The organism is Pseudoalteromonas sp. XMcav11-Q (assembly GCF_040104525.1).
In the GTDB taxonomy this organism is placed as follows: Bacteria; Pseudomonadota; Gammaproteobacteria; order Enterobacterales; family Alteromonadaceae; genus Pseudoalteromonas.
Genome location: NZ_JBECOX010000004.1, coordinates 16,931 through 30,031, shown reverse-complemented (window position 1 = coordinate 30,031; position 13,101 = coordinate 16,931). Strand labels below are relative to the sequence as shown.

The window sequence follows — 13,101 nt, the reverse complement described above, 5'->3', positions numbered from 1 at the left end:
TAAAGTATGCTTAATTTTTTGCGAGCGACTGGGTTACCGTTGTAGTCGGGCGACCAATCAACTGACTGAGCGCATTACTTTGGGTTGCCAAATATCCTTTTTGTGCTTGGGTCTCAGCGTCAACCAATAGTGCGGCAAAACCTGCAGGCACACCGAGAGCAACCAAGTAGGCCAGATACTCTTCGTCAGATACAAACTTTGCTTTTACTTCAATTTGAGTATGTTTTGACACGGCTTGTGCCAAACCTTCTATTGTAAATGCATTGTCGCCAGCCAATTCATAAACCGAATTGTCGTGGCCAGCGCTACTTAATACGGTAGCAGCAGCCAGTGCGTAGTCTGCACGAGCCGCGCTATTGATCTGAGCCTGCGGCGCGATTGAGGTAATGGCATTATTTGCTGTAAATACAGGTACTAAATCAGTGTAGTTCTCGTTATACCATCCATTTCTCAGCATGCTATAAGCCACGCCGCTTGCTCTCAAATACGCCTCTGTTTCTTTGTGCTCTTTAGCCAGCTCCAGTGGTGAGTTGTCCACATTCAAAATACTGGTATAGGCAATTAAACGCACTTGGTTTTTCACTGCGGCGTCAATAACTGCTTTGTGTTGAGGTGTGCGGCTTCCGATCTGATTGCCTGAGATCAGCAGCAGCTTTTCAACACCTGCAAGTGCTGCATCAAGTGTATGCGGTTTGTCGTAATCAGCTTGCCTTACGGTGACCCCTAAATTGGTGAGTGCCCTTCCTTTATCGAGATCTCTAACTAGAGCCACGATGTGCTTGGCTGGGATCTTCTGTGCCAAAAACTCGATAACTAATTGACCTAATTTGCCTGTTGCGCCTGTGATTGCGATCATGATGTATACCTCTTTTTAAAACGAGAATGTATTGGATGTGGCTATTATGGGTGGTAATTTTTGTTATCATAAGTGGGTTAATTTGATATGGTGAGTTCTGAAATTGAGTACAATAGACTTAAATGCATTAAAACTCTTAGCAATATTTGCAACGGTTGTGGATATGGGAAGCTTTGCTCAAGCTGCGCGAAAGTTGGCTACTAGCCGTTCTAGAGTGAGTGAACAAGTGTCCCAGTTAGAGACTATGCTAGGCGTTCGACTACTGCAGCGTAGCACGAGGCAACTTACGCTAACGCGGGAGGGACGTGACATTTTGGCTCAAGCGCATTCATTGCACGCTATTTTGGATGATGTTGAGGTGCTGCTCGATAACAAAGAGCCTCATGGTATGGTCTCAATAACCATGACACACGACACTGCACATAAGTTTCTGTTACCAAAACTTTCTGAGCTCACGGCGCGATATCCGAAGATCCAATTAAATATCATCGTTGATGATGACAAGCGCGATATTATTAACGACCAAATAGATCTCGCCATCAGGGTTGGCTTTCCTAAAGACAGCGCACTGGTTGCAAGGCAATTACATCAAGAATGTTTTAAGCTCTATGCAAGCCCTAAACTGATAGCATTGCATGGTTTACCAAGCAAAGACACACAGCTAAACCAGCTACCTTGGTTACTGTTAGAGCAGGCTAAATCAACGGGGATGACGCAGTTTTATCGTGGCGGTGAAGCCGTAAATTTTACACCAACTCAAGTGCATTGGTGCAATTCCCCTATGCTGTTACAACAAATGACAGTATCAGGGTTAGGAGTTGCGCAATTATTGCCTTCTACTGTGAAGCAAGAAGTTGAACGCGGGGAGTTACAAATGATCTGTCCAGAGCTAAGTAGCGAGCAACTGGTGTTTTCTCTCGTTTATCCATCACGTAAACAAATTCCGCCTAGAACACGGGCGGTGATTGACTACCTATTGGAAGCGAATCTGTTTGGATAGCTTTAATTCTTTTCAATAGAATGATGTATGATATTTTTACTAATTTAATTGTTTTAAAGCGAACATATACTTTCTTCCAACGGCTCATCACCGAGAGCCAATCCAATACCGTCTATATTTATCGAGGAAAGTATCATGAACCTAATTAACCTGAGCTTCGGATAATTTATGCCTTTCTAGCAGCCAGTTTTTGTGCTAACTGTGTTGAATTCACTTCCAATAGCCAGCTATTGGTGCGTAAATTCGCCTAGTTATCCCCAAAACTCTCTGGCTAGATAAGGAAATAATTTAATTTGAGTTTAAAAATAGCCAGTTAGAACATCCCTTATCCAAACCTCAGGCTAATTAACATCATTAAACCGAACAGTACAATGGCATCAGTATTATCTTTATTTGGCCGAGTAGGGCTACCAGCCATTTTTATACTGGCTGTGATTAATAAAATCTAATACTTCGAAGGTAATGCTGCATACATGGCTTCAAGCGGATTACTAAGCGAGCTGCTGCCATTGGTTATAGCCTTTGAATTGATAGGAGGGCTTTTCATTCTTGCGGGGGCATTTACTCAGCTGACAGCAATTGCATTTGCAGGATTTAGTATTGTTAGTGCGTTGCTATTTCATTTTGATCTGGCCGACCAAATACAATTCTTTTTTTTTTTAATATTGCAGTGGCTGGTGGCTTTCTCGCACTCGCCGCGTCAGGTGCTGGTAAATTCAGCATTGATAGTAAGCTAGTAGAGAGTAAGTAATTACAAAATAAAAGCGCACAAGGTTGGGACCGTGCGCTTTTAGTTGTCCTGTTAAGCCTGCTTAAATTTAATTTGCGCGACAAAGAATAATGCAAGCGTTTGTGTAATTAGGACGGCCACATGGAGATAAACTGGAAAACCCAAGGTGGCATCAATGGTCGAAAGCGCCAATTGGGAAATATGGAAAGTGGGCAACAGCCAAGCAAACCATTGCATCGCTTCAGGGAATAACATGATAGGCAGCCACAGGCCAGAAAGCAACGAGAGTGGTAGGTAAATTAAGTTAACCACCGCAGGTGCCGCTTTTGCTGACACTGACAGCCCAACTAACAGCCCTAACATACACAAAGGCAAGGTGCCGAGCAGGGCAATGGCAATCACGAGTAACCATTGAGCTAAGCTTAAGGACACGCCGGAAAATAATGCCAGCAAGCTCATTAAGCAGGCTACGAGCAATGAAAAAGCCGTCGCACTCACACATTTTGCGAGCAGATACTGATAGGGAGAAACGGGAGAGAGCTGCTTGAGTATCAGCCAACCATTTTGCTTTTCAAGGGCGACGTTAACGCCAAAGGAAAATAGCGCAGGTCCTATCATGCCAAATATCAGATAATTGATATACATATAGTTATGGGAGTCATGATGACTGAACACCACGCCGAAGAAAAGATAAAACAAGCAAGGAAATAGTGTGGCAGGGATCACAAAACCCTTACTTCTAAATGTGCTCAAAAGTTCAGTTTTGCTTTCAAGTATAAAGGATGCTGTGTTTATCATGGTTAAGCGCTCCTAGCATTCATTAGGGATAAATAAGCTTCTTCGAGGCTCATTGGGGCTACATACAAATTGCGGATAGAAAATTTTTCTAATACCTGCTGCACAATATGGTTTGGCTCATCCGTCAATATAGTGAACTGATTGCCTTTAACATGCAGATCTATCATAGGAAATGCGTTAACCAGTGCAGCAGCGGGCAGGTCGCTGGTGAACTTGATTTGTGAGCGACGATAGGTGTTGGCAAGCTCAGGTATGTCGTTAATTTTGGTACATTTTCCTTCTTTTAAAACTAATAATTCATCCGCTAATGCTTCTGCCTCGTGAAGATAGTGTGTGGTAAGGAGTACCGTTTTATTTTGTTGTTTTAACGTCCGTACGGCCTGCCACAGTTGCTGTCTTGACTCTACATCCATACCAACACTAGGTTCATCCAAAAAAACAATGTCGGGATTGCCTGCTAGCGCAATGGCCATAAACAGCCGTTGCTTTTGACCTCCAGATAACGTGTCGAAAGTTTGTTCTAAAAATGGTGCTAATTGGCAGAGTGAAATTAATCGCTCCAATGGAATTGGGGTTTGATGGTAACTTGCAAATAACGCCAGAAACTCCCTCACCTTGGTTTGCAGAGGTAGCCCGCCTAACTGCATCATGGCACCCACGCGCTGGCGACAAAAATCAGACTCAGGCTGATGGCCAAAAACTGAAACTCGTCCTGATGTGGGTCTTAGTCTGCCAAGCATTATATTGATCAGGGTGGTTTTTCCTGCGCCATTTGGACCAAGAATGGAATAAACCTTACCCTGTTCAAGCGTAAGGTTTAGGTCTGATAATATTGGCTTAGTATTGTTGTATGCAAAACTGATATTTGATAACTCAATGGCGTTGCGCATCGTCTTCGCTCCTACTGAACTGTACGATTTGCAGTATGCGCTGCTATAAGATGAAGCGTGAGTGAGGGTTGTCAGAAAATAAAATGACAAATGTCAGAACTTAAAAGGTAACTCACAGGCATTGCAGCACCTGTGAGTATTCAAGTATTACAGCCCCGTCATTTTTGATAAATGCGTAGAGAGGGCAAGTTGGATCTTAGTGTCAGGGGCCTTTACAGTAAACAAAGCCTCTTCAAAATCGCCTTTTGAAAAGCTATCGTGAATGTTATTCGACAGTGCATAAGGCTCACTTGGCATGCCGGTAAATGGGAAGATCATCCGATCCATGCCGCCATCACCATCTTCGTCATGGATCACGTGGATCGCATACTGGCCTGCAGGCACGCCTTCAAAAGTGACCGTCGTGGTAGGAGTTTGTGGTGTGACAATCAGCTTGCGAAAAAAGTGAGCGTCTGGATCATTCACATTTTTATCGCTGTGGTAGTCAGCGCTATTGTCAAATAACAGTACTAGCATTTGACCATCGGTATTGGTCACATCAGTGATCTCAACCGTAAGATTCGTTGGGGGACCTGCAACCGTATTTACGCTTACCGGACTTGTTGAACTACACGCCGCAAGTAGTGCCAGCGCAAACAATAAACTTAGGGACCTCATCCTTTGCTCCTATTAAGGGTTAAATTGTAGCTCCACAAGCTTGTCAGATAATTGTGTAAATACTGTTAAAAATTGTTAGGTGAGAGCAATGTTAAAGACTGTTCTGACCAGTGTGACTACGCGTTGTAATAGATTGGAACAATCATTCGACGCAATAGAACGAAATAGCCAAATTTGACTAATTTTATTCTCGCGCAGGTTTGGTAGGCTAACTATTAAATAATTGCGCTGAACTGATTATTCCAAGTTCAGGTTAACCCGAGAGCTATTATGAACATTATCCGAACGAACAAAGCACAGGCAACACAAGATGGTGCTGGCGTAAATATTAACCGCATCGCTGGATTTGAAAACTATGGGGAGCAAACGTTGCTTGAGCTTGACCCAAGTCAAAACCTCGCTCTCCTCGCGACGGATGATGTTGGCTTTTTGATCCTTGCAGGGCAGCCGATTAATGAAAAAATAGCGCATATGGGACCATTTGTGATGAATACCCAAGAGGAGCTTCATCAAGCGGTAAAAGATTATCAACAAGGACGCTTCGGCGATATTGTATAGGGGGTTTACATGGGATTATTAATTGACGGTCAATGGCACGATAAGTGGTATGACACAAAAAGTAGCCAAGGCAAGTTTGAGCGTGAGTCTGCAAAACTAAGAAATTGGGTAACAGCAGACGGCAGTGCGGGGCCAACGGGTAAAGCGGGCTTTAAAGCCGAGTCCGGACGTTACCATTTGTATGTTTCCCTTGCGTGTCCTTGGGCTCATAGAACGCTTATTTTCAGACAGCTTAAACAATTAGAGGCGCATACTGATGTCTCGATTGTAGACCCTGATATGTTAGATCAAGGTTGGTGTTTTACCAGTCAGCGTCCAGAAGTCGGTGATAGCCTGTATCAGCTCAGTTTTATGCATCAGCTGTATACGAAAAACGACCAAAATTATTCGGGCCGAGTCACGGTGCCTGTCCTTTGGGATAAACAAACGGAGCAAATCGTGAGCAACGAATCGAGTGAAATCATTCGTATGTTTAATCGTGCCTTTAACCAGATAACGGGAAACGACACCGATTATTACCCTGAGGCGCTACAGCATGAAATCGATGAAATAAACGATTTTGTTTATCACAATATCAACAATGGTGTATATAAAGCAGGGTTTGCGACAACCCAAGATGCTTATCACAGTGCGGTAAGTGCGTTATTTAACGCGCTAGATAAGCTCGAAGCAAGACTCGCTGCGCAACGTTATCTTGTGAAAGGACAATTAACGGAAGCCGACTGGAGACTATTTACGACTCTCATCCGTTTCGACAGCGTGTACCATGGTCACTTCAAATGCAACATTAAGCAAATCGAAGATTACCCCAATATTTCTGCTTATGTGCGTGACTTATATCAACATCAAGGTATTGCAGATACGGTTGATTTTTACCACATTAAAAGGCACTACTACTTTAGCCATACGATGATCAATCCAACCCAAGTGGTACCTGAAGGACCAAGCATTGATTATCACTGTTTTCATAATCGCAAAGGCATTACGTTGTAAATAACCTCCGTGTGCAGGGTAAGTAATCTTTGTCTTTGTTTCTATTTGGACTAGATTTAATAATGCGTTTGCTTGTAGCTGCCTTTTGTGCTTAAGTGCAAACGCATTTTAGGTCTTTATGCCTAACAGTTAGGCCACTGTCCAAGGAGAAAATGTGTCTTCTTCCAATATTGCTAAGGGCGCTATTGTACTGCTGCTCGCCGTGATGGTGAGTGCCATCTTATATTTTGAAAATAGTATCCATCGCGACCTTAACGAAAGCTTTTATCAGCGCTTAGAGCAGGTACATTCGGCACAAAACAATATTTACTTGGGAGAGATCGACGATAACCGCCGGTTTCTTTATTTTCTGCTAGACACCCCGCCAATTCAGGGTATTGCAAGAGCGGAAAAAAACGATGGTATCGACCCTCAAGAAAACACTCCAATTGATGTGTGGCGAGCGCGACTAAGTACGATTTTTAGGTCAATGTTATATTCGTATGATGGCCTTAACCAAATCCGCCTACTTGACGCCCATTCTGGGATGGAAATGGTTAGGGTTGAGCGGCTGCTAGGGCAGGTAATTGCTGTACCGGATAGCAAACTACAGGATAAGAGCGAAAGTGATTACTTTATCCAAGCACTGCAACTGCCAGAACGCACTATCTATTCCACAACAATCAACTTAAATCGCGAGCACGGACAAGTCGTCACGCCTTTTCAACCAACCAAACGTTTTACTTTACCGACTTACGATATAGATAACGACTTATTTGGTATATTGGTAATTAATACCAATGCTGAAAAGATGATAGATAGAATTGTCTCTCAAGCGCCAAGTATGCAAAAAGTGATGCTCTTAGGTGCAGATGACTCGTTTATTTATCATCCTGAATTTTCGCTACGATACAGCAAAGATATAAACCCCGAAATCAACTTTCAAACATTATATCGCGTGACGCCATGGTCCAATAAAATCCAACTGGTGGAAGAAAAATCAACGGGAGAGCAGTTTCTTGCGCTCATTAGCAAGGTTGAAGGGGCTAACTTTAATAACCTAGAAGTTAAGCTCGTTAATCTTATCCCTTTTGCTGTTTATCAGCAAAGCCTCAATGAAAAACGATTAACCACCTATGTTTTACTCGCTATTGCCTGCGGTGTATTCGCTCTCGTCTTTTTTGCATTTTGGCAATATACGAGCAGTTTACGTGCGCTTGATTCAACGCGAGCAGAGTTTAAGGCGATTTTAGATGGTGCATCAGATGGTGTGCTTGGCTTTGATAGCAACTTAAAGCTCACCAGCTTTAACGAGTCAGCACAGCGCTTCTTTAAGCAGCTGAATGACAGTCGTTTAGGTAACAACCCACAGTTTTTGCCAGAGGCTGTGCATCAGTTTTTATTTCACTATGCCAATATGGTTTTACAGGGCGAAGTGGTGGAGTCTAAGTCATTACAACTAGACTTGAACGCCCATGAAAACATCTGGCTTTCGCTTAGCTTGTCTCCAATCTACGCAGGAAATGGACGCATTCAGGGGGTTGCACTATTTGTTGAAGACATCACTGTGAAAAAAGAAGCGGAAGCACAGTTAGTTGGTGCAAATGAACGACTGGAGCAAGAGGTGAAGGAGCGTACCAAAGAGCTGGTGGACGCTCGGGATAAAGCAGCGAAAGCGTCAGAAGTGAAAAGTGCATTTATTTCCACTATCAGCCATGAAATGAGGACGCCTCTCAATGGGATTTTAGGATCACTAAACTTGGTGAGAAAAGAGCCCGTTACTAAGCACCAACATAAGTACCTAGAAATGATGGAAACGAGCTCGACTACGCTTTTGTCGTTAATTAATGATGTACTGGACTTGTCGAAGATAGAAGCGGGTAAGCTGGATATCGATAATGAACCATTCAACCCGCTCTCTGTCATTGAACATGTCGCGCTGTCTATGTCGGCGAAAGCCAAAGAACAGGGTATCACTTATATTTTGGACCAAACTGGTTTAGCGCATATTGAACTGTGCGGGGATGCGGCGCGCGTTAAACAAATAATTTATAACCTCCTTAGTAACGCAATTAAATTTACTAAAAAAGGTCATGTGAAATTGACCGTTACCACCGAACAGTTAGACGACACGGTATGGCTGAAAGTCACAGTTGAAGACACTGGGGTTGGAATTGAAAAAGCTAATCAAAACAAGCTATTTCAATCGTTTAGTCAAGAATCTGCTAATACCTCGAACGAGTTTGGTGGAACAGGCCTTGGACTCTCTATTTGTAAGCAGTTAGTTGAAAAAATGCTCGGTCATATTCACTTTGAGAGTGAAAAGTTTAAAGGCAGCAAGTTTTGGTTTGAATTACCGTTTTCTAGTGCGCAAACTAAGCCCATCAACGTGCCTGAAGTATTGGCCGGCAAAACAGTCTCTGTGCTCAGTAAAACCAAATTGGAGTCAGACTCTATCGCTAAGCTTATCGCTAAATGCGGTGGTGAGTGCGTTGAGAAAGAGACGCAGAGTGATATATGCATCATTACGAATGAGCAAGATTATATGCAAATGAAATCAGCTCAAAATTATTTTGAGAAACTTATTTTAGTGGGGGATGAGCTTCAGAATATTAACGATGCTGATAACATAGTGCATATCTCTTCACCTCTTCGGGTTGGAGAATTTGTCGCGCTATTTGACTTAAATAAAGCAATTCGATTACAGCCTAGCTTGAAGAAGTCAGGTGAGACAGTCGCATTAAGTGGTAACTTGGTCGCGGGCTGTCACTTTTTGGTGGTAGACGACAATCAAATCAACCGGATTGTGGCAAAAGGCATGTTGGAAGGACAAGGAGCTAAGGTGAATTTTGCCGTTGATGGTCAAGATGCTGTGAATAAACTACTGTTATTTGAGCATCAAGAGGTTGATTTTGATGCTATCTTTATGGACTGTAATATGCCAGGAATGGATGGGTATCAGGCCACAAGAGCGATCCGTCAAGGTCAAGGTGGTGATAAGTATAAAGATGCGATCATTATTGCGATGACTGCCAGCGCCCTTGCGGGTGAAAAAGAACGTTGTCTCAATGCAGGAATGAATGAGTTTGTGACTAAACCTGTGGTCGTCGAACAGTTATTTGACGTGCTAGATGCGCTAGGTGTGCATGCTAAGGATGATGATTCTGTACTTATTCACCCAGTTGAAAGTGTAGCAGAAGAACAAACAGGCCTGCCGATAAACGAAGCAGACGTGCTTGAACGCCTCTCTGGGGACGAAGAATTACTTAAAAAGGTGTACACCTTATTCTTGAACGACTCTGAAAATCAAATGCAACAGCTTAGATTGAGTATCAAAAATAGTAATTGCGACGCATCGGCAAAATACAGTCACGCACTTAAAGGTCAAGCTGGTGATTTAGCCGCAGAAGCTCTCTTTGACTTGCTAGATAAAATAGAGATTTATGCGCGTGAACACCAAGCTGGGCAGTGTAAATCACACTTGGAACAAGCGCAAAGTGAATACGAAAAAGTCGTCGTATTTGCGAAAAAACGTGTGAGTGAGCTAGAGTTCGCAGATATCAACAATGGCTAGAGTGAGCGAGGCCTTCGTTTAATAATGGTGGGTTTACTCATCATTATTAACTTCTAGGCCAGTCATAATCCATTTGGGTTGCGGTCTTTCTTGCTACCGATTGCCCAAAGCGCTTTTTCACCAGTTCTAGACTCATATCGATACCTGCCGAAATACCCGCTGAGCTAGTAAAATTCTGATCCATTACAAACCTTACGTCCTCAACGACTTCTAAAGAGGGATATTGTTCTCTCAAATCGTCGATATCCTGCCAGTGGGTGGTGACTCGCTTGCCATCAATAAGGCCTGCTTCGGCATATAAAAACACACCTGTACAAACAGATGCGCACTGAGAGGTATGATTCGCTGTTTCTGCAAGCCAATTAAGTACGTTGTGATCACTGCAAATTTGGTGATGCAGTCCGCCGACTACGATGAGCAAATCAAACTTTGGGTGCGAGTAGATACTGTAATGGGGGTTTACACTCATGCCGCCACGCGAGGTAACAGGAACATGACTTGGCGCGACAAAGCTGACGTTAATTGGGGTTTCGATAAATCGCTTTGCGGTATTGAATACCTCAAATGGGCCACAAAAATCTAAACACTCCGCACCGTCATAGATGAAAATACCAACTTCCATTATTTTTCCCTACAGATCAGTTTTTTACTAACTTGGCTGATTTTAGTTAAATTTTCAAGGTAAATTGTAACAACCCATGAAAAAACTCCACTCACTATAGTTTGAGTGTCTTTAAGCTACTATGAGTACTAGCATTTTTGCCCTATCGCAGAGAACCTTGTTTCTCCCGCAAAGCGATTGCACTTTTAGAGACGATCCGTAATATCTATCCCACGATAACAACAAGCGATGAAACAATATGTTCAAACCTTCCATCACATTATTAAGTGCAGCTGTATGTTTAGCCCTTGCGGGTTGTGCGGGCACAGCAGACCAAAGCCAAGAACCAATAAAATCACTGCAAAGTAAGCAATATGATAACGTGCTTTTGCAGGAGTTTTCAGGTCCTTATCAAGGCGTTCCTCATTTTGACAAAATGAAGCTTGAAGATTTAGAAGCTGCGCTTGAAATTGGTATGGCTGATAATTTGAAAGAAATTGAAGCAATAGCCAATAATCCAGCTAAGCCAACTTTTGAGAACACCATTGTTGCACTAGAAAGAGCGGGTGCTCCTTTAGATCGTGTTTTTACCTACTACGGCCTTTGGAGTGCAAATATTTCAAGCCCAGAGTTTAGAGAAATCCAATCGCGAGTTGTGCCTAAGTTTTCAGAGTTCAGCTCTAAAATCACCCAAAACCAAGCGCTTTTTGAACGGGTAAAAGCGGTATACGAAGGCGCTGAATATAAAAAGCTAACGGCAGAAGAGCAGCGTATTACTTGGATGCGTTATAACGGCTTTGCCCGCAATGGAGCGACGCTAAAAGGTGAAGACGCTAAGCGTTACGCGGACATTAATCTTGAGCTATCAAAGCTACATACTAAATTTGCAAACAACGTCCTTGCAGATGAAGAAAACTATGTAGTCTATCTCACTAAAGACCAGTTGTCAGGTTTGCCTGAGTCGTTTGTTGCGTCGGCAGCGGCTGCTGCAAAAGCGCGCGGTAAGGCGGACATGTACGCGATCACCAACTCTCGTTCATCAATGGATCCATTTTTAACCTACTCAACAGAGCGTGAGTTACGCGAGAAAGTATGGAACAACTACTATAACCGTGGCAACAACGGTGGCGAGTACGACAATAAAGCGATTATCTCTGACATCCTAAAGCTTAGACATGAACGCGTTAACTTACTCGGCTACGATAATTACGCGCAGTGGCGTCTTGAAGACCGCATGGCGAAAAAGCCTGAAAACGCGATGGCGCTGATGAAAAAAGTATGGCCTGCTGCAATTGCGCGCGTGAAAGAAGAAGTAACAGACATGACATCTATTGCTAAGCTTGAAGGCAATGATATAAAAATCATGCCATGGGATTACCGTTTCTACGCTGAGAAGGTTCGCCAAGCTAAGTATCAATTGGATTCAAACGAAGTTAAAGCCTATTTACAGCTAGATAATTTGCGTGAAGCGATGTTCTATGTAGCAGGCCGTCTGTTTAACTTTGAATTCACTGAAGTGCCAAAGGGCTCGGTGCCTGTATTCCACCCTGACGTTCGTGTATGGGAAGTAACAGACAAAACCACTGGTGATAATATCGGCCTTTGGTATTTAGACCCGTTCGCACGTAAAGGTAAACGCTCTGGTGCGTGGGCCATATCATATCGTAGCCATACAACATTTGATGGTAAAACAAATGTGCTTAGCTCAAACAACTCCAACTTTGTGAAAGCACCAGAAGGTGAAGCGACCTTAATTTCTTGGTCAGATGCAGAAACCTATTTCCACGAGTTTGGTCACGCGCTGCATGCGCTTTCATCAAACGTGAAGTACCCAAGTTCAAACTCTGGTGTGCGCGACTACACTGAGTTCCAATCTCAGCTATTGGAGCGTTGGTTGGCAACGGACGAAGTGATCAATCGTTACTTAGTTCACTATAAAACAGGCAAACCTATGCCTAAAGCGCTAATCGAGAAAATCAAGAAGTCAGCAACCTTTAACCAAGGTTTCGCGACGACTGAATACCTTGGTTCGGCTATTATGGATATGCTTTTCCATACCACAGATCCTGACAAGATTGGCGACCCTGTTGCATTCGAAAAGTCTCAGTTAGGTGCGCTAGGCATGCCGGACGAGGTCGTGATGCGTCATCGTACAACTCACTTTGGTCACGTATTCTCAGGTGAAGGTTATTCAGCGGGTTACTACGGTTACCTGTGGGCTGAGGTATTAACTTCTGATGCAGCAGAAGCGTTTGCAGAAGCGCCAGGTGGCTTCTACGACAAAGACGTTGCACAGCGTTTAGTGGATTACCTATTCTCAGTTCGCAACTCAATGGATCCAGCAGAAGCGTATCGCAAGTTTAGAGGCCGTGACGCTGAAGTTGAAGCGCTTATGCGTGATAGAGGCTTTCCTGTAGAGAAGTAAAAAGTTTACTCTGCTATTCGGATAATAAAAAACCCCTGAA

The 13,101-nt window shown here is 43.3% G+C and carries 10 protein-coding genes and 1 pseudogene; 6 read left to right on the top strand and 5 right to left on the bottom strand.

Translation table 11 applies throughout. The annotated features are described in order from the left end of the window. Positions 1–10 precede the first annotated feature (10 nt). Positions 11–856: an SDR family oxidoreductase gene (locus ABMY45_RS07735; protein WP_239422299.1), complete on the bottom strand. Its 846-nt coding sequence runs from the start codon at positions 854–856 to the stop codon at positions 11–13. A 103-nt stretch (positions 857–959) separates the two neighbouring features. Between ABMY45_RS07735 and ABMY45_RS07730 the strand changes: the two genes are divergently transcribed. Together ABMY45_RS07730 and ABMY45_RS07725 are read left to right on the top strand one after the other, a co-directional pair. After that, positions 960–1,856: a LysR family transcriptional regulator gene (locus ABMY45_RS07730; protein WP_349288705.1), complete on the top strand. Its 897-nt coding sequence runs from the start codon at positions 960–962 to the stop codon at positions 1,854–1,856. Positions 1,857–2,329: 473 nt separating this feature from the next. Continuing rightward, a complete protein-coding gene (locus ABMY45_RS07725; RefSeq protein ID WP_349288704.1) occupies positions 2,330–2,593 on the top strand; it encodes a DoxX family membrane protein in 264 nt (87 codons plus the stop codon). Positions 2,594–2,658: 65 nt separating this feature from the next. On the opposite strand, the gene ABMY45_RS07720 is transcribed toward ABMY45_RS07725, so the two are convergent. From ABMY45_RS07720 to ABMY45_RS07710, 3 genes are all read right to left on the bottom strand, one after another. Continuing rightward, the gene (locus tag ABMY45_RS07720; protein ID WP_174169110.1) at positions 2,659–3,384 is read right to left on the bottom strand and encodes an ABC transporter permease; all 726 of its coding nucleotides are present in this window, start codon (positions 3,382–3,384) and stop codon (positions 2,659–2,661) included. A 2-nt stretch (positions 3,385–3,386) separates the two neighbouring features. Continuing rightward, the gene (locus ABMY45_RS07715) at positions 3,387–4,274 is read right to left on the bottom strand and encodes an ABC transporter ATP-binding protein (protein WP_349288703.1); all 888 of its coding nucleotides are present in this window, start codon (positions 4,272–4,274) and stop codon (positions 3,387–3,389) included. A gap of 147 nt (positions 4,275–4,421) precedes the next feature. Then, positions 4,422–4,931: a DUF2141 domain-containing protein gene (locus ABMY45_RS07710; protein ID WP_010376030.1), complete on the bottom strand. Its 510-nt coding sequence runs from the start codon at positions 4,929–4,931 to the stop codon at positions 4,422–4,424. 348 nt (positions 4,932–5,279) lie between these two features. Between ABMY45_RS07710 and ABMY45_RS07705 the strand changes: the two are divergent. From ABMY45_RS07705 to ABMY45_RS07695, 3 genes and pseudogenes are all read left to right on the top strand, one after another. Then, positions 5,280–5,489 (top strand): annotated as a pseudogene (locus ABMY45_RS07705) (pirin-like C-terminal cupin domain-containing protein); the annotation flags it as partial. A 9-nt stretch (positions 5,490–5,498) separates the two neighbouring features. Further along, complete coding sequence (locus ABMY45_RS07700) at positions 5,499–6,482, top strand: glutathione S-transferase family protein (protein ID WP_349288702.1); 984 nt, start codon at positions 5,499–5,501, stop codon at positions 6,480–6,482. Between the two features lie 154 nt (positions 6,483–6,636). Beyond that, on the top strand, positions 6,637–10,035 hold the full coding sequence (locus ABMY45_RS07695; protein ID WP_349288701.1) for an ATP-binding protein: 3,399 nt from the start codon (positions 6,637–6,639) through the stop codon (positions 10,033–10,035). A gap of 46 nt (positions 10,036–10,081) precedes the next feature. Here the strand turns inward: ABMY45_RS07695 and ABMY45_RS07690 are convergent, their stop codons facing one another. After that, a complete protein-coding gene (locus ABMY45_RS07690; RefSeq protein ID WP_211865402.1) occupies positions 10,082–10,657 on the bottom strand; it encodes a DJ-1/PfpI family protein in 576 nt (191 codons plus the stop codon). Positions 10,658–10,895: 238 nt separating this feature from the next. Here ABMY45_RS07690 and ABMY45_RS07685 point away from each other — a divergent pair, with 238 nt between their 5' ends. Then, positions 10,896–13,061, top strand: a complete 2,166-nt coding sequence (locus tag ABMY45_RS07685; RefSeq protein WP_349288700.1) for a M3 family metallopeptidase — start codon at positions 10,896–10,898, stop codon at positions 13,059–13,061. Positions 13,062–13,101 lie beyond the last annotated feature (40 nt).

Bases quoted from the DNA above. Each gene is read 5' to 3' on its own strand.
- ABMY45_RS07735 (WP_239422299.1), bottom strand. From the start codon at position 856: ATGATCGCAATCACAGGCGCAACAGGCAAATTAGGTCAATTAGTTATC.
- ABMY45_RS07725 (WP_349288704.1), top strand. From the start codon at position 2,330: ATGGCTTCAAGCGGATTACTAAGCGAGCTGCTGCCATTGGTTATAGCC.
- ABMY45_RS07720 (WP_174169110.1), bottom strand. From the start codon at position 3,384: ATGATAAACACAGCATCCTTTATACTTGAAAGCAAAACTGAACTTTTG.
- ABMY45_RS07715 (WP_349288703.1), bottom strand. From the start codon at position 4,274: ATGCGCAACGCCATTGAGTTATCAAATATCAGTTTTGCATACAACAAT.
- ABMY45_RS07710 (WP_010376030.1), bottom strand. From the start codon at position 4,931: ATGAGGTCCCTAAGTTTATTGTTTGCGCTGGCACTACTTGCGGCGTGT.
- ABMY45_RS07700 (WP_349288702.1), top strand. From the start codon at position 5,499: ATGGGATTATTAATTGACGGTCAATGGCACGATAAGTGGTATGACACA.
- ABMY45_RS07690 (WP_211865402.1), bottom strand. From the start codon at position 10,657: ATGGAAGTTGGTATTTTCATCTATGACGGTGCGGAGTGTTTAGATTTT.
- ABMY45_RS07685 (WP_349288700.1), top strand. From the start codon at position 10,896: ATGTTCAAACCTTCCATCACATTATTAAGTGCAGCTGTATGTTTAGCC.